Source organism: Pedobacter polysacchareus (genome assembly GCF_019802255.1).
GTDB classification, from domain to species: Bacteria; Bacteroidota; Bacteroidia; order Sphingobacteriales; family Sphingobacteriaceae; genus Pedobacter; species Pedobacter polysacchareus.
The window spans coordinates 26,179-44,279 of the sequence record NZ_JAHYSS010000008.1 but is presented as its reverse complement, the minus strand read 5'-3'; the positions used below and the strand labels follow the sequence as shown (position 1 = coordinate 44,279).

The 18,101-nt window shown below is 41.6% G+C and carries 15 protein-coding genes; 10 read left to right on the top strand and 5 right to left on the bottom strand.

The features are described 5' to 3' along the window. Positions 1–48 precede the first annotated feature (48 nt). The gene (locus K7X70_RS22240; protein WP_222539109.1) at positions 49–723 is read right to left on the bottom strand and encodes a BON domain-containing protein; all 675 of its coding nucleotides are present in this window, start codon (positions 721–723) and stop codon (positions 49–51) included. A 326-nt stretch (positions 724–1,049) separates the two neighbouring features. Here K7X70_RS22240 and K7X70_RS22235 point away from each other — a divergent pair, with 326 nt between their 5' ends. Next, on the top strand, positions 1,050–1,610 hold the full coding sequence (locus tag K7X70_RS22235) for a chemotaxis protein CheB (protein ID WP_222539108.1): 561 nt from the start codon (positions 1,050–1,052) through the stop codon (positions 1,608–1,610). 92 nt (positions 1,611–1,702) lie between these two features. Here K7X70_RS22235 and K7X70_RS22230 read toward each other — a convergent pair whose 3' ends face one another. From K7X70_RS22230 to K7X70_RS22215, 4 genes are all read right to left on the bottom strand, one after another. Next, positions 1,703–1,900: a hypothetical protein gene (locus tag K7X70_RS22230; protein WP_222539107.1), complete on the bottom strand. Its 198-nt coding sequence runs from the start codon at positions 1,898–1,900 to the stop codon at positions 1,703–1,705. Positions 1,901–1,997: 97 nt separating this feature from the next. Further along, a complete protein-coding gene (locus K7X70_RS22225) occupies positions 1,998–2,534 on the bottom strand; it encodes a serpin family protein (protein WP_222539106.1) in 537 nt (178 codons plus the stop codon). Positions 2,535–2,653: 119 nt separating this feature from the next. Then, positions 2,654–4,324 carry a phage tail sheath family protein gene (locus K7X70_RS22220; RefSeq protein ID WP_222539105.1) on the bottom strand — a complete coding sequence of 557 codons (1,671 nt, stop codon included), beginning with the start codon at positions 4,322–4,324 and terminating at the stop codon, positions 2,654–2,656. A gap of 295 nt (positions 4,325–4,619) precedes the next feature. Further along, the gene (locus K7X70_RS22215) at positions 4,620–5,660 is read right to left on the bottom strand and encodes a linear amide C-N hydrolase (RefSeq protein ID WP_222539104.1); all 1,041 of its coding nucleotides are present in this window, start codon (positions 5,658–5,660) and stop codon (positions 4,620–4,622) included. Between the two features lie 281 nt (positions 5,661–5,941). On the opposite strand from K7X70_RS22215, the gene K7X70_RS22210 reads away from it, so the two are divergent. From K7X70_RS22210 to K7X70_RS22170, 9 genes are all read left to right on the top strand, one after another. Next, positions 5,942–6,823, top strand: a complete 882-nt coding sequence (locus tag K7X70_RS22210; protein WP_255607568.1) for a heparin lyase I family protein — start codon at positions 5,942–5,944, stop codon at positions 6,821–6,823. A gap of 78 nt (positions 6,824–6,901) precedes the next feature. Then, a complete protein-coding gene (locus tag K7X70_RS22205; RefSeq protein WP_222539103.1) occupies positions 6,902–7,639 on the top strand; it encodes a FadR/GntR family transcriptional regulator in 738 nt (245 codons plus the stop codon). A gap of 143 nt (positions 7,640–7,782) precedes the next feature. Beyond that, positions 7,783–9,852 carry a heparinase II/III domain-containing protein gene (locus K7X70_RS22200; protein ID WP_255607567.1) on the top strand — a complete coding sequence of 690 codons (2,070 nt, stop codon included), beginning with the start codon at positions 7,783–7,785 and terminating at the stop codon, positions 9,850–9,852. Beyond that, positions 9,833–10,177, top strand: a complete 345-nt coding sequence (locus K7X70_RS22195; RefSeq protein WP_438268968.1) for a cupin domain-containing protein — start codon at positions 9,833–9,835, stop codon at positions 10,175–10,177. The genes K7X70_RS22200 and K7X70_RS22195 overlap by 20 nt, the downstream gene beginning before the upstream one ends. A 79-nt stretch (positions 10,178–10,256) precedes the next feature. Further along, complete coding sequence (locus tag K7X70_RS22190; protein WP_255607565.1) at positions 10,257–11,090, top strand: alpha/beta hydrolase; 834 nt, start codon at positions 10,257–10,259, stop codon at positions 11,088–11,090. Positions 11,091–11,115: 25 nt separating this feature from the next. Then, positions 11,116–12,402: an MFS transporter gene (locus tag K7X70_RS22185; RefSeq protein WP_222539100.1), complete on the top strand. Its 1,287-nt coding sequence runs from the start codon at positions 11,116–11,118 to the stop codon at positions 12,400–12,402. Between the two features lie 11 nt (positions 12,403–12,413). Next, the gene (locus K7X70_RS22180) at positions 12,414–13,166 is read left to right on the top strand and encodes an SDR family NAD(P)-dependent oxidoreductase (protein WP_222539099.1); all 753 of its coding nucleotides are present in this window, start codon (positions 12,414–12,416) and stop codon (positions 13,164–13,166) included. A gap of 107 nt (positions 13,167–13,273) precedes the next feature. Beyond that, on the top strand, positions 13,274–16,477 hold the full coding sequence (locus K7X70_RS22175; protein ID WP_222539098.1) for a SusC/RagA family TonB-linked outer membrane protein: 3,204 nt from the start codon (positions 13,274–13,276) through the stop codon (positions 16,475–16,477). Between the two features lie 25 nt (positions 16,478–16,502). Then, positions 16,503–18,092 carry a RagB/SusD family nutrient uptake outer membrane protein gene (locus K7X70_RS22170; RefSeq protein ID WP_222539097.1) on the top strand — a complete coding sequence of 530 codons (1,590 nt, stop codon included), beginning with the start codon at positions 16,503–16,505 and terminating at the stop codon, positions 18,090–18,092. The last annotated feature ends 9 nt before the right edge of the window (positions 18,093–18,101 follow it).

The window sequence follows — 18,101 nt, the reverse complement described above, 5'->3', positions numbered from 1 at the left end:
ATATAATTAAAGTTTAAAATTTTAAATTTTCAGATTGCTCAATATTCATTACTCATAAAAAGCATATTCAGGTGCATCTAACCGAAGTCGGCTATCGACATCCAATACTCCAGGTGCAGACCAGGCAGCATTTTCCGCGTCATCTTTTTCAGTAAATGAACGTACAGTTCCAGTGAGTATCACTTTATTTCCCTCAACATTTACGGTGATCTTTTTTGCATCAAGCGCTGCATTTCTTTGGAAAGCTGCAATGATTTGTTTTTCAATATTAGTAGAGGCAAGCTTTGGCTTTACGCGGATTAAATTAATAACCGCAATGACACCTGTTAAATTCTCAACAGCGGTCTTAGCATTTTTCCTTTGGTAATCCCATTCCACTTCTCCTTCCAATCGAACAATTCTATCCTCCACTCTCGCAATTATTTTTTCACCATCCAAATCACTATGCCATTTTAATGCATTCACAACGGCGGCGGCAATATCTGCATCGGAACGTTCGTAGGAAGGAGAAACTCCAATTTGTATGTCTTCGGCAATCGCTTTGACACCTTTAACCCGTTTCGCTGCTTTTTCAGCTGTTTGTTTTTTAAAAAAAGAATCTACCTGTCCCGAAAGTGTGACTACCCCATTCTTAACCGCTACGCCAATTTCTGAGGGTTTTAAAGCAGGTTCCCATCCTATTTCCTCCATTACATTTTTTTGAATTTCAAAATCATTTTCCATGGCTATAATTTTAGTTTAAATTGATTTTACAGTTACCTAAATTTCTGTGTTACGCGCGGTCTTTCAAGTGACCACTGTCAACATGCCAAATGATACTCATCACAGCTGCGATTTATACTTAAAAACAGAAAATTGCACCTGTCATGATGTGAATTACAGAACCATGCTTAAGATCATGCTGAACAATGATCCTGAACACCGAAAATCTATCCACAAGCAGTACCTTTGGAAAAGCATAAACTACCGATCTATGAGAATTACACTTGGAAGTACTGGCTTAAACAGCTGTATGATTGACAATATTTCATAAACTTAAATGATTGATCATGGAATACCCTTACTCACTGATTACAATAGGTGCTTCAGCCGGAGGTCTTCGGCCGGTCATCGAGATTATTTCCAAACTACCATCACATAAACATGCCTTTATTGTTTTTGTTCCTCATCTTTTTGCAAGTCACAAAAGCAACCTTAATACGATCCTTGCAAAGTTTACGTCTATGTGTGTTAAGAAGGCAGAACAAGGTGAACACCTTAAACCCGACCGCATTTATCTGCTGCCTGAAAACAAGATCATGACCGTTAAGGATGGTTGTTTATTACTGCGGGAACGCAAACCGAATGAGATTATCAATAAAGCCATAGATATTTTTCTTTCCTCGGCGGCCCTTGACGCAAAAAATAAGGCAATTTGTATTATATTATCCGGTGCAGGGAATGATGGTCTTTTAGGTGCGCAAGAAATACATAAACACCACGGTCTGGTAATTGTGCAAGATCCTAAAACAGCTGAGTTTCCATATATGCCTGAGGCAATTATATCCGGTGATAGCCCAGACGCAATTCTTACACCGGAAGAGATTGCCAAACTAATTGTAAATTATTAAAATACCATAAGATCCAAAACTCATATGAATGGGATCTTATGGCATCAGGGTGAAAATGATAGTTTTGGCGGCCTCTCCGCTGTCGGCGGAATCTACTTCTTGTTAAAGTCCTTAACCATTTGAAACTTTTGCTTAGCCTGATCTACATGAGATCTACTGTCTACTGCCAGACCAATACCTGCGCCGCAAGTTGGGCAGCTAAATTTCACGCCCAGAATTAACTGTCTCGCATCAAATGGAATATCCCCTTTACATACCGGACAAGGGATAACTTGATTCACTGTTATCATAATTTTTATAATTTTGAGAGGTTTAACTTCGTATCTGGTGATCCTTCACCATTACACATTGATTAGCCTAATTTATATATTTTCGCTAAGAACGATATTAATTCTGTTTAAAGATTTCAGTAAGAAATCCGATCTTCCTCTCATCCGACCATTTTTTTGAAGAGATGGAAAAGTTGTAGGCATACTCATTTCTACTCCCATTTAATAGAATGGTATGCACATCTTTCGCCTCCACTTGCCAAAGAACATAGCCCTGATCTGATTGATCAGTGATCAGCTTTGGCTGAACCTTTCCATATTTTGTCATGTAGTCCTTTTCCCAATTGTAAATGGCCAAAGGAAATGACTTGTCATCTAATCCTTGTTCATAAAATGGATAATCTTTTTGAGGGACTTTAGCAATGGACAGTACAGTTGAATCCTGATCTCTAAAAAAATATTGCTTACTGGATTCATCACTGCGGAACTTTTTCCATTTACCTTGAAAAGTAACATTGCCGTATGGAATTAAAACCAGGGTGGTTTGATCGAGCTTCTTATTGTACGTATCACTAACAATAGTGGCTATTTTCTGGGCACTCAGCTCCATAGATAACAATAGCGAAGCTGCGAAGAGTATTTTAGTAAATTTCATTTTATTCAAATCATTATATTCCATAAGTTACATGAATTCAGCAATTGCACGGAAATCTAAAATAACCAAATGCATGGAGCTAAACAACCCAATTGTATAGCTCTGAAATAATTCCCGAATTAAGATGGCTGCATTTGCTGCAGGAAAGTGAGGATGATAAACTCAGCAGGTCTTACAATAGCCACTTTAACCGTAATGATCATCTTACCGTCCAGAATATCTGTTGCAGTCATCGTAGAGCCAAGCCCGATCTGTACCTCAAAAGCCTGTTCCGGACTTGCTCCCGCCAAAGCACCTTGCTTCCAAAGATTGGTTAAAAAATTATTGACCACAGACTTCACTGTTATCCAGGTATTGTTGTCGTTTGGTTCAAAAACATATGATTTCGCTGCAGCTTTTATAGACTGCTCGATCATCATCAAGGTCCTCCTCACTTGAATGTATTTCCAGTCCTGACTGTTTCCATCTAAGGTTCTCGCTCCCCATACCAATGTTCCAAGACCCTGGAATCGACGGATCACATTGATAGATTTACCAGAAAGGGCATCTATATTAAAGCTTTCCTGAGCTTCGCTGGTCATGATCACCGTTGGACTGTTCACGCTATTGAGGGATAAATTAGCCGGAGCTTTCCATACCCCGCGCGTATGATCCACCATGGCATATAAACCTACTATGGCCGCGCTTGGTGGTAATTCATTGAAAAGCATTCTTCCCTGCTCCAATAGGAAACGGTAATAGGGGCTGGAAGATTTCAACTTCAAATGATACTGCTTCTTAAGATCAGAAAAGACGACCTTAGCTTGATTTAAAGCCATAATTTTCTCCGAAACTTCTTGTTCAAGCTTCGCATTTTCCCCTTTTGAATTTAAAGATATTGACCGGGACAAGGAATCTATGGTAACCTGAAGTTTTATTTTCTGCTCCTCATATTGATCAGAAATCTCTTTTAGCATCGGTTCAAATACCGAACTCAGGTCGTCAGAAAAGTTTTCAAAAGTCAGCTCATTTTCATCCACAATCGAAGTCTGAAGCCATGGGTAATAGGCCGCTCCATAGTTTAAAAAATTAATATCAATATCTGCTCTGAACTCCTCAGCCACCTGATCAGGTTGCTCATCAGGCTGGTGATTTCTCAAATCAAACACCCCAAAACGACGCTGTGTTTCGGCACAATGCGCCAATACAGTTCTATAAATCGGGTAAGCTTTCTTTCCGAGGGCAATGATATCTGGTATCACAATCAGCGTAGATTCATGGTCCTTTTTAAGGATATCTAAAGGACCCTCCTGATCTTTAGCAGCCATAAAATCTGTCTCTAGAACTTTTTTTGGCAAGGTTTCTCCATTTGTACCTTCAGGATCACCATAAGTCCCGACCGACAAAATCACACAAGAACCACCGCCATTTGCATAAAATAATCGAATGCTATTATAAAAATAAAGTTCATGATCATCTGCGTAAGACAGCAGATAATTCTGCTTCCCAAGCTGAACTTTCTGTATTCTTTTCTCTTTACGAGGTTCATCAGCATTCAGTTGTCCTTTTGATGGAGCAGGTTTAGGAACCTCCTTGGTTACCGTAAATTTAGGCTTAAAGGCAGCACCGAAACTTTCCACATATTCGGCAAAGGAATCAATTTTTGTAGGTACCCGGAGGAGGGATTTGCCATCTCTTTCTGCTTTGAAAGTATAGCCAATAAATGCAGGGATAGCGGTTTCAACTTCCACTACGGAGTTAGAAAAAACATTATCTACGATGTAGACACCTGGAGTCTGGTAATTTTCCATAAGAGCGTTAAGTTATAAATTCTCAATAATTGCTTTTAAAATCAGCAATGCTAAGTTAATAAACTTCTTTTTTTAATAAAAAAATACAATGATCAATCTAATGGTAAAGCTCGTTAGGGCGGCAAGCCCTTATTCCGGCTGCAGGATGTCCCTCATGAGCTTACGCTTTTGGAAAGCAAAACTTATGAAACCGGCTTGGTATCACTCCGTTATCGCCTCAATAAAATCGGACTATAGCTGAAGAATACGCTAGTTTATAGCGTATTCTTGAAGAAAACAGGAATCTTTGAGAAGATTAGATTCCTAAAAACTTAAAAGGTTCTGCCGCTTTAAAATCCCGATTTGACAATCCATTTAAAGCCACCCCTTTATTCAAGGTCAATTTCATAGACTTCGCTCCTTCCTTTAAATCAAATTGATTCAGGTCTACCCAAAAAGTTCCAGGCGTCAGTACATTTTCAAAATAATAGACTTTGTTCTTTTGATCTGCCACAGATCTCCATCGGGTGGAAGAAATATTCGGTTCAGCTTCTGAACTGATGCCAAAAGGAACAGAACAATTCCGGATCACACTAAATACACTCGCCACTGCAATTCTGACATCATCCGTTTGTGGAATCGCCTTGATATAATAAGAAGCCCTTACAAAACGATCCGCAGCACGATTGGTACCCGGCAGCATAATGGTTCCAGGGATACCTGCCCAATATTTATCTAAGGCCAACTGCTCGTTGAATATCGGTGAATTTGTCATTACCGTATAAGCAGCATCATGATGAATCACCAATTTTCCATTGATATATTCAAATATGGCATTATCACCGGAAGCATCAGAGATGGACAAATGAAGCGTGGTGAATTTCTTAGTACCAGGCACATAATCGCTGACCACCACAAAAGGTTCATCCTTTAATGCAGTTACTGCTTCGTTTACACTGGCAAAATTATCCAGTACATATTGTGCCCAGGCCGAAATACTGATCCCCTTCTTTTTACCCTCAGGTTCAAATTTCGGATAACTGGACTCTACCAGCCACAATACATTGGCCACTAGTCCTTTTTCATTTAAACCGTCAACTGTGGCAATGTCCCAGGCGCTGGAAATGACACTGCCATACCTGGAAGTCCATTTTAAAGACTGCGGACCCACTTCTCCAGTGCGGGCAATTCCTCTCGGAAATACCCATAAATTGGCGGAGATTTCGTCTTTCCAATCCATACTTCGTGCAGTGAGCACCATGCCATTTGGACCCTTATACACCACACGTGTACAAGCTAAAGCTTCCTTTTGAATCAAAAGAAATGCTACAAAAACAAAAGAGAAAAGATACTTCATATTGATAGAGGTTAGTTAATCACTCAAACGCATTTACATAAATTTAAGGAATTAAATCTTATAAGCTATTTTTTAAAGCCATTTACACCAATAAGAAATACTATAAAGAAAATTAACAATAGCACAGGCAGTTCAGGCTAAGCAGTTCCCTCCCTATGACCTTCTGGAAACGCAAAACTGAATATGATCACTAAACTAAATGAGATCGATAAATAGAATAGGAGATTTAATTAAAACCCCATTTCATATTATATATATTTGGTTAACCAAATATATATAATATGAAATTGAACCTATCCCTCCTAGCCCTAGTTGCGTTTTGCTACCTGAGCCTGGCCTGTAAAAAGAATATAGCCCAGACTCCCCCGATTAAAAAAGAGACCGCTGCCGTTTTAAGTCCTGCTGCCACCTTAACTGCTGATGGTAAAACAGACACATATACGCTGATCAACAAAGTTTTTGGAGGTACCGGGGATGTGGTGGAAGTCCCAGACTGTGGCCATTTAACTTTCGGAAAACACATCCGGCAAGTTTTTGACAAAGACCTCAATGCTGATGTATTTGTATTTTCCCTGCATGTGAGTCCGGATAACGACCGCTGTACCCCAAAAACAGACCGTCAGCGCATAGAAATTAAAACCTATGATAAATCACCGGATTCCCTGATTGCTGCATTGAACAACACCTTTACTTATAAATGGAAGATGAAACTGGATAAAAACTTCCAGGCCTCCCCTTCATTTTCTCACCTGCACCAAATTAAACCAGGCGATGGTGATGCAGATATGCCCATCATCACCCTAACGGCCAGAAATAAAAAAGCAGGCAATAAATTAGAGATCATTCACAATGGCGGTGGCGATGACCAAAGCAGTCTGGGAAAACTACATGAAGTATCCCTTAAAGATTTCGAAGGGCAATGGGTTGAATTTACGGAGACCGTTAAATTTTCTGAACATGGCAGCTATGAGCTCAGGGTCACCAGGCTTGCTGACCAGCAGGAATTGCTCAATTTTAAAAAAGAAGACCTGAATCTTTGGCGCCAGGGAACCAGCTTCTGCAGACCTAAATGGGGCTTATACAGGAGTTTAAATAACAAAAGCTATTTAAGAGATGAAGAAATCCGTTTCAATGATTTCAGCATTCAAAAGCTCGGGAAATAAAAAGGATGAATATTTTGCTAATGTAATTATGTTTTATATATTTGGTTTACCAATTAATTGGTAAACCAAATATAACGTATGAAAGCTTTTATTGAAACGATTAAATCAATCGAGATAGAATCGCCTGTTGACAAAATTATTGGTCAGCTGAAACTTCTGATTACTTCCGGACAATTACAACCTGGCGACAGGCTACCTGCTGAACGAATGCTGGCCGAAAAATTTGGCGTGGGCAGAAGCTATGTGAGAGAAGCCATCTTAAAACTAGAGTTCTATGGTTTATTACGCACCAATCCTCAAAGTGGTACCTATGTAGCTGGATTAAGCATCAAAGTATTGGACAATATCATTACTGATATTATAAAATTCAATAAAGATGATTTCAATGCCCTGCTCGAAGCCCGCTATTACTTAGAGCTTGATGCGGTAAAACTGGCTGCCGAAAGAAGAACAGAACAAGACCTGATCAGTCTGAAGGAAGCAATGATCGATTATGAATCTAAAATTGACAGCGGGCAAAATGCGGTAGAAGAAGACATGATCTTCCACATTAAAATTGCAAGGGCCACTAAAAACCCAGTCATAGAATCTATGATTCTGATCCTTATTCCAGACCTCATTAAAAACATAGTAGAAAATAAGATATGCGGTGAAAATCGTGGCATTCAGGCAAAAAATGAGCACCGCTTAATTTTTAAAGCCATCGAAGACCAGGATATTGATGCTGCAGAAAATGCGGTTGCCGCACATCTTGATGATATGTTCCAGATCAGCAGAGCAGGATTTGCTGCGCAAAAACTAATTCAGAAAATTTAAACCTATGATTTGATTCTTCTCCTGATTGATCAGGACCAATCTTTTCTTTAATTCATATTATGAACTGCTTTAAAAAGTTAGTATTAGGATCCTTGTGTCTATATTTTTCATTGCCTTCGGTCGCCCAGGTGCATCCTGGTCTCATGATGACCAAAGGAAATGTACCTGCAATCAGGAAAGGAGTTTCGACCTATCCTATTTTAAAAAGCTCCTATGCAGTGGTTAAATCTGATGCTGATCTGGCTTTAAGTCAGCCAATAGTAGTCCCGGATCCCGCAGATGCCGGAGGCGGTTACACACATGAACAGCATAAAAAGAACTATACCCACATCTTGAATTGCGGGATCGCCTACCAAATTTCCGCGGAAAAAAAATACGCCGATTACATCCGCAATATATTATTGAAATACGCCGCATCGTATGAGCAATGGCCACTCCACCCTAAACGTAAACAAGGACACCAGGGCGGCAAAATATTCTGGCAGAGTTTAAACGATTTTGTCTGGCAGGTATATACCATTCAAGGCTATGACCTGGCTTATGAAGCGATTTCTGCGAAAGACAGAGCAACGATTGAAAAACATCTTTTCAAACCAATGATGACGTTTTTCACCGTCGATTGTAAAGAGACTTTCGATAAAATCCACAACCATGGCACCTGGGATATTGCTACTGTAGGGATGACCGGATATGTATTGAACATCCCTGAATACGTACAAATGGCGATTAAGGGATCTAAAAAAGACGGAAAAACCGGTTACTTAGCACAGGTAGATCAATTATTTTCTCCAGATGGATATTATACCGAAGGCCCTTATTACCAACGATACGCATTATTGCCATTTGTTATTTTTGCAAAGGCGATCAACAATTACCAACCGGAACTGCGCATCTTTGAATACCGCAATCAGCTGCTTGCAAAAGCCATCAATACCTCGCTGCAGCTCACCTATACTAATGGTGTCTTCTTTCCAATTAATGATGCCATTAAAGACAAAACTTATGAATCACCAGAACTGGTATATGGGGTTGATATTGCTTACGCTGACATTAAAGCACAGCCCGAATTACTAGACATCGCTCAAAAACAAGGTCAGGTAGTCGTTTCAGATGCAGGTTTGAAAATAGCTGCTGCGCTACATGAGAATAAAACAAAACCTTTTGTATACGAATCACAATGGATTGGCGATGGCGCGAATGGCCAGGATGGCGGTTTAGGGATTTTAAGGTATGGTAAAAACAGCGACCAGCAATGTCTATTGCTAAAAGCCGCTTCCCAGGGAATGGGACATGGACATTTTGACCGCTTGAACATCTTATATTACGACAATAACGTGGAGGTTTTCCCTGATTATGGCTCCGTACGATTCATGAATATTGAAGCTAAAAAAGGCGGTGATTACCTTCCTGAAAATACAAGCTGGGCAAAACAAACCATCGCCCACAATACCCTGGTAGTGGATCAGACTGCTAATTTTAAAGGAAACTGGCAGATCGCACAGGAGCATCCTGCGGTTAAACTTTTCTTTAATGATCAAAAGAACCAGCAGGTGGTCAGTGCAATGGAAGAAAACGCCTACCCGGGAGTCAGCATGAAACGGACTTCAGCACTGATCAAAGTACCGGCATTAAGCAAACCACTCTTATTGGACATTTTTCAGGCCTCATCTTCAACACCTCACCAATATGACCTTCCATTTTGGTACAAAGGGAATTTAATCGATGCTTCTTTTAAAATCAATGCCTATACCAACAATTTAAAAACACTGGGCAGCAAATATGGCTACGAACATATCTGGCTGAATGCGGAACAAAATGTACCCGAAACCGGAGGATATATTAGTATCCTCAACAACAAACGCTTTTATACTACACATTTTGCCACAGACTCCCCTATTCAGGTAAAACTGCTTTCCCTGGGAGCCAATGATCCGGAGATGAATCTGGTAGAAAGCAAAGCATTTTTACTTTCTCAAAAACAAGCCAGCAATCAAGTATTCTTTACCATAACCGAAGCCCATGGACAAACAAATCCAGTCAGCGAAACTACGGTCGGCTCCAAGAGTGTGGTCAGCGACTTGAAGGTTGACAGTGCCGATGCGCAAAAAGTACTGGTTTCATTTAGAGTGAAAGGGAAGGTTTACCATTATCAGATCAACTACCAGGATAAGAACAATTATATACAACTAACAAATGCAGATGATACAAAGTAATTTATTTCAGATTGAAGAAGAAACCACCTGGGAGGACCTGGGGAATGGTGTGGCCAGGAAAGTTTATGGTTACGATGACAGGATCATGCTGGTAAAAGCAAGATTTGAAGCAGGGGCTGTTGGGGTGTTACACGAACATCACCATACGCAGGTCACTTACGTAGACAGTGGTGTTTTCGAAATGACCATTGGTGAAAATGTGCGCATCATCAGAAAAGGTGATGGATATTATGTACCTCCTCATGAAATACATGGATGTACCTGTATTGAACCCGGAATATTAATAGATGTTTTTACCCCACATCGGGAAGATTTTCTGAAATAATAAAATAAATCAACTTACTTAAAATCAATAAATTATGAAAGCAATATTCATATTATGTGGACTGCTATGCCTAAATTTCATGAGCTATTCGCAAGAAATTGAGCCTAAAAAAGTTCAATATCCTAATGGATTTACAGAACAGCTGAATGTCGTTTATACCAAAGTTGGCGATTGGGAAGGCAAGCTGGATCTTTATTTACCAGACATGAGCAAAGCCCCTAGCCCAGTGGTGATCAATGTACACGGAGGTGGCTGGAATAAAGGCACTAAAGAATCTCAAACAGGCTTTAGCCGTTTCTTTAAAAATGGTTATGCAGTGGCCAATATTGAATATCGGCTAACTGGCGTTGCCACAGCTCCGGCAGCTATTGAAGATACCAGATGTGCCTTAATTTACATCATCAACAATGCGAAAAAGCTAAACATCGATCCGAATAAGATCGTCATCATGGGCGGTTCCGCTGGTGGTCACTTGGCTTTAATGGCTGGACTACTGGAAAACAACCCGGTATTTGACACCAATTGTAAGTCAGCTGCACCAGTTAAAGTAGCCGCCATTATTGACAAATACGGAATTACTGATGTCTGGGATTGGGCTTATGGACCGATTAAAACCAGTAAATCAGCCACCAGCTGGCTGGGCGCAAAAGCCAAAGATGACGCTTTTACCAAATCAGTATCTCCTTTATATCAGGTTAAAAAAACTAGTCCACCCACCTTTATTGTACATGGTGATGCAGATCCTATTGTCCCTTATCAGCAATCCATTGCTTTAAAAGAGCAGTTTGACAAAATGGGCGTAAAAAGCGAATTGATAATTGTGAAAGGTGGTCTGCATGGCAAATTCCCTAAAGAAGACAACAGCATGGTCGATACAAAGATAATGGACTTCCTGAAGAGCTTAGGAATTTAAACATACTCCAAAATTAGATTAAGAAATGAAGATCAAAGGATTAAGATGGTACATTATAGCGCTGATTGCCCTTGCAACGGTAATCAATTATATCGATAGAAGTGCCATTAATATTTTATGGCCTTACATCTATAAAGACTTCGGAATTGCCGATGAAGACAATAAAAATGCACTCGCATTAATCACTACTTTTTTCATGATTGCGTATGCGCTTGGGCAAACATTTACCGGGAAAATGATGGATGCCCTGGGCACAAGGTTGGGAATGACCATTTCTATCCTGAGCTGGAGCGTTTCCATCGCTTTACATGCTTTTGCAAGAACCCTGTTTTCCTTTAACATCTTCCGCTTCATGCTGGGATTTAGTGAAGCTGGAAACTGGCCGGGGGCTACAAAAAGCAATGCGGAATGGTTTCCCGTAAAAGAACGTGCAATTGCACAGGGGATTTTTGGTGCGGGCGCGGCCATGGGATCCGTGATCTCTGCACCGATTATTGCCCTGCTCTACCTGGCTTTCGGCTGGAAAACTACTTTCGTGCTGATTGGCGCACTGGGCCTGATCTGGGTGATTCCATGGTGGTTTATCAACAAAGCCACCCCGGATAAACACAGCTGGATTACGGAGAAAGAAAGGGTTTATATCCTGGATGAAGACAGCAATGCGGCAGTAGCAACGGAGCTCGCTCCTGTCTTAACCTGGAAAGAATTATTGAAGTTCAGGAATACCTGGGGAATCCTGATGGGCCGGTTTTTCATTGACCCGGTCTGGTGGCTTTTTGTCACCTGGCTGCCAACCTTCTTAAAGGAGCAGTTTATGTTCGACATCAAGCAGATCGGTGCCTTTACCTGGCTGCCTTATTTATTCGCCGCAGTAGGCAGTTTGATGGGCGGTTATTATTCTTCATGGCGCATCAAAAGCGGCGTGAACGCGGTAAAAGCCCGAAAAGATGCCATTGCCATCGGCTGTGCCATTATGATCAGTGCTTTGATTGCCATCGTCTATTTCCTGGCTACACTCAAAGAAAACCCAACACTGGCCATGCTGCTGATTGGTGCTACCCTATTCGGATTTCAATTTCTGATCGGCAACATCCAAACCCTGCCCAGCGATTATTTCCATGGAAAGAATGTAGGTACAGTAGCTGGAATGGGCGGAACAGCAGCCGTTGCCGGTACTTTATTAACCACCTGGGCAGTGCCCATTATTACAAAAACAAGCTATGAATCCTTCTTTGTACTGGCCGCTGTACTCGTGCCAATTACCTGGATTTGTATTAAATACATCACCTCAAAAAAAATAATCATTTCATAAATAAATTAATTATGCGTCTAAAAAATAAAGTAGCAATTGTAACTGGTGGATCAAGAGATATAGGTAGAGCAGTTTCGATCGGCTTAGCTGCACAAGGAGCCAAAGTAGTGATCAACTACCATGGCAGTGTCGAGAATGCAGAAGAAACCCTTAAACTGATACAAGAAGCAGGCGGAACAGCCATTATCGTGAAAGCCGATGTCACCAAATCTTCCGAAACCCTGAATCTTGTGGAGCAGACCAAACAGGCATTTGGTGAAGAAATCAATATTCTGGTAAATGTTGCCGGTGGAATGGTAGCGAGAAAAACAACGGCAGAATTGGATGAAGAATTCTGGGATAAAGTGATGGACCTCAACTTGAAAAGTGTATTCCTGATGTGTAAAGCAACTATTCCTGCGATGCCTGCCGGTTCTTCGATCATCAATTTATCTTCCCTTGCCGGTAGAGATGGCGGTGGCCCGGGTGCCAGTGCCTATGCCACTGCAAAAGGCGGTGTGATGACCTATACACGCGCCCTTGCTAAAGAGTTAGGCGCAAGTGGGATTCGTGTGAATGCCGTTTTACCAGGTATGATTGCCACCACTTTCCATGATACTTTTAGCAAGCCTGAAGTGCGGGTGAATGTCGCTAAAGCCACCCTGATCAAACGTGAAGGAGAATCTAAAGAAGTAGCAGACCTGATCATTTACCTTGCTTCTGATGATTCCAGCTATATCACCGGAACAAATATTGACATTAACGGAGGTTTATTCTTCTCCTAAATATGAAATGGTCAGCAATTTAATTTGCTGACCATACTCGCAGTTTTCTACCAGCCCAAACTCAGGTAGACATCAGCAACTGACCTTCTAACCAAATAGAAACTAATATGAAAAAATTTTATTTGCAATCCATTCCGCTTGCAGTAATATTTACTTGCCTGCTGTTTATGAATACTGCTCTTGCGCAAACAAAAGTAAAGGTTCAGGGTGTAGTAAAAACTGAAACGGGAGAAACCTTGCCAGGTGCCTCAGTAAAGGTAAAAGACGGGAAACAGGGCACCATGACCAATCCCAAAGGTGAATTTACCATTACTGTGGAAACCGGAAAATTGCTGGTCTTTAACTACGTCGGTTACCAGCCACAGGCCCATCCTGTGACAAAGGCGGAAAACATCACCATCACACTTCATGAAATTAAGAACGTCATGGATGAGGTAGTCGTGATCGGTTATGGAAGCCAGAAGAAATCTTCCGTGACCGGGGCAGTCAGCAAATTGAAAAATGACAACCTGGATGAGATTCCTACTTCCAGGCTAGACAATGCCCTGATCGGGAAAATTGCCGGAGTAACCATCCAGAATGTAAGCTCAGAAGTTGGCGCAGATCCTGTAGTCAGGGTGAGAGGATTCAGCTCCATCAGTGCAGGTGCTCAGCCGCTGGTGGTGGTAGATGGATATCCCGTTCCTGATGGGCTTTCTTTCGTGAACCCACAGGATGTAGAATCCATCGAAGTGCTGAAAGATGCGGCTTCCAGTGCGATTTATGGCTCCAGAGCAGCAAATGGTGTGATATTAATTACCACTAAAAGTGGCGTTTCTGATAAACCCAGATACACTTTTAAAACTTATTACGGCTTTAAAAAGCCTTACGAGCTGAACCCGATCATGACTGTGACCGAGTATACCAATCAGCTTTTTGCAGATGCCGCTTTACGGGAAAATGATCCGACAGTACCTGCTAATTTAAAAAACCTAATTACCCCTGCAGAAAGAGCCGCATATGTGATTGAAAATCAAATTGCAGGCGGCCCTACCGACTGGCAGCGGGAAGCGCTCCAGGAGGCAGCAATTAAAAATATTCAGCTGGGTATTTCCGGTGGTAAAAAAGACCTGAAATACTATTTGTCTGCCAGCGGACAAAAAGACGAAGCAGTATTGAAATACAGTGAAAATACCCGATTAAACGTAAAAGCAAAAGTAGATGGTGCGCTCAGCAAGAAAGTCACCTTCAGTTTTAACTTCAACCCTTCCTATATCAAAACACAGCGGCCAGCCGTTAATTTTACCGATTACTTTAGGTTTGGCTCTTTCCTGCCTGTGTACCATGATGATTTTACCGCAGCCTATGTGCAGCAAAACTCACAATGGGCAAATGTGAATGCCGGGGATTTTGTACAGGCAAGACACTTTAATGGCCTGAATTATTCCGGCCTGATGCCAGATGGAACTACCTGGAACAGCAACGGCCCGGTGGAACCTTTTGCCACCAGCAACAATACACCAGCCTCGATTGCCGGAAGAGAAAACAGGTCGCAGGAAAACTATAGGATGCTTGGCGGTGGAGACCTAAGTATCAACATTTTAAAAGGACTGATCTTCAAGACTTCTGTAGGTGGATATTACACCAATCAGGAGAACTCCACCTTTACTTTATCCAATGCCCGTAAAGATGGAGATGTAAACGAAGCGACCATTTACAACAAACAATACCTGGATTTTTTATGGGAGAATACCCTGAACTATACCTTAACAAAAGGCAATCACCATTTCACCGGATTGCTAGGTTATACCACTCAGCAAACTAAAATCAAGGAAAGTAACCTCGTGGGCAGAAACTTCCCGACAGACAACTTTAAGACTTTAAATCAGGCCGGACAAATTGATCAGGCACTAACGAAAACCCTGGAAGACCGCGTGGGTTTAATTTCCTACCTGGGCAGGATGACTTACGATTATAAAAACAAATACCTGTTTTCTGCCAGTTTCAGAACGGATGGCAGCTCTTATTTTGCTAAAGGACAGAAATACGGTTCATTTCCGGCGGTTTCTGCAGGTTGGGGCATCGGAAAAGAGGACTTCATGAAAAATGTAAACTGGGTAAGTAACCTGAAATTAAGGGCCAGTTATGGTGCCACAGGGAACAACAACATCCCAAGTTTCTCTTTCGTGAACCTCCTGTATCCAGGTAATTATTCATTTGGTTCAGGCACCGGATCGGTAGGTTTAGGCCTATCTCCAAATAGCGATGTTCTAGCAAATCCAGACATCACCTGGGAAAGAACCTTTGAGTTCAATTCAGGGATCGACTTTGGCTTCTTTCAAGACCGGTTTTCGCTTACTTTAGAGTATTATAATGCAGTGACCGACCGCCTGCTGTATAAACAATCCACACAGTCTTTCAGCGGATCATTTGAATACATTAACAATGCCGGAAAGATCAGAAATCAAGGTCTGGAGTTAGAATTCAGCGCCAATACGATCAAAAATAAAAACTTCAGCTGGACCACCAGCTTTAACATTGCAGGAAACAGAAACAAATTGCTGGAACTGGGCGGCGAGCCTTTCCAGTACAATTATGGCGAGCGCAATGAAATCTATGCCGCAATCGTAGGCAGACCAGCCATTCAGTTTTTCGGTTATAAAACTGATGGCATCTGGACTTCTCAGGAAGAAATCAATGTCGCTAAAGCCAGCGGACAAACCTCTACCCTTTCCAAATATTTCGCTGCCGGAGGTTTAAAATATGTAGACGTCAATGGCGACCAGAAAATTGATGTGAACGACCGGGTCATCATTGGCAGTCCTTTTCCAGATTTTACCTGGGGCATCAACAACGCCTTTAAATACAAAGGTTTTGACCTGAACATTATGATCCAGGGCGTACAAGGTGGAAGCGTCATTAATGGCGATGCCAACTATAATGAGTCCAGAAAATACAATAAGAACTTTACTGAAAACCGCTGGATCAGCGCAGCCTATCCTGGCGACGGCAAGACTCCTTATTATACCAATGGCGAAAACTGGCTGCTCACAGATTATGTGATCGAAGATGCTTCTTATGCCGCTTTACGAAACATCATCATTGGTTATGCCCTGCCTAATAAAATCGCTAAAAAACTGGGTGTAAACGGTGTAAGACTCTACAGTTCTATTGATAATGTACTGTACCTAATGGGAAAAAGCTATAGGGGAATTAACCCGGAAGCCAGAACCACCAGTTCAGCTTATGCTTCCCCATTGGTGAGCGGCTACCAGCGCGGGGCATTCCCAATTGCCAGAACTTACACTTTTGGATTAGATGTTAATTTCTAGGTATAACCCAATTAAAAAACTGACCATGAAACACTTAAAATATCTACTGCCCTTTGTTGCCCTTGCTTTTTTCACAGGAGGCTGCAAAAAAATAATTGATATTGATCCCATCTCTAATTTGGGGGTGGAAACTTTCTACACCAATTATGACGAAACGAAAGTTGGACTCACCGGGAGTTATAATGGCCTGCAATTGCCATTAGAAACCGAATGGATGCTCACGGAATTGAGAAGCGACAATACAAAACAAGGGGTGCCCAATAGTTCGGCTTCCATCAATGTAGAATTCAATGAACTGGACATGTTCACTTTAAACTCTTCCCATGATAAGGTTTACAGGTACTGGCTGCATACTTATAAAAACATCCGCTCCATCAATTATGTACTGAAAAGTCTGGGTGTATCGTATGAAAACGGCGGTATTCAAATTGGAGAAGGAACGGCAAAAATGACGGAAGCCCAGAAAAACCAACTAGCCGGAGAAGCCTTGTTTTTAAGAGCTTACCATTACTTTAACCTGGTGAGGCTGTACGGAGAGGTATTTTTAGTGACCACACCGGTAGATCCCAAACAATCTAAACAGCTCAATAGAACTCCGGTTCAGCAATGTTACCAGCTGATTGTGGCCGATCTTGCTAAAGCAAAAGATTTGATGGCTCAGGCTGCGTATCCGGCCATTTCCGATGCGGATCGTGGCAGAGCGACCAGCTGGGCGGCAAAAGCACTGCTGGCAAAAGTCTATCTGACTTTAAATCAGAAAAATCTGGCCTTGCCCCTACTGGATGATGTCATCCAGAACAGCGGTCATGGTTTACTGAACTCCTTCGCTGATGTGTTTTCCATCAACAATGAAATGAATAAAGAAATTCTGTTTTCAGTAAGGTTTAAAGCTGGTGGATTTGGACTGGGTAACAGCATGGGTAATTCCTTTGCCCCAACTTCCAGCGGCAGTGCAGTGATCAATGGCGATGGATTGGGCTATAATTTTCCAACAACAGAGTTGGATGGACAGTATAAAATATTAGCCAGTGCTCCGGTAGATCAAAGAAAAGACCTGGCGATTGGCAAATATGGCGCGAAATTATATGTGAAGAAATTCATCTCTCCAGTACTTGTGAAAAATGATGCAGAGAACGATTTTCCAGTGATCCGTTTTTCTGATGTGCTGTTAATGAAAGCAGAAGCGATCGGTTTTGATGGCCCTTCCGGGACTGCTGTTGGCCTGATTAACCAGGTTAGGGCACGTTCAGGCGCGGTAGATTTTACCACAGGTGATTTCTCGACTGGTTTTTATAAATACCCGACAGATGGCGGTCAGGCGGCTGCAATAACCGATAACACGAAGTTTTTAGCCGCACTTTTCAACGAGAGACGATTGGAATTTGCCTTTGAAAACCAGCGTTTCTTTGACCTGTTGCGCAGTGGACAGGCTATAGAAATTATAAAAGCACATTTTTCAGCAGAATTCCCTACGCATTACAAGAACATCGTTCCAGCGATCACACTCGCTCAGTTGCAAAGTAATGTGGTACAAAGCCGAATGTTACTGCCGATTCCACAAAAGGAAATCGACAGCAATGATCAGCTTAAAATCACTCAAAATGAGGGTTACTAAAATCAAAAT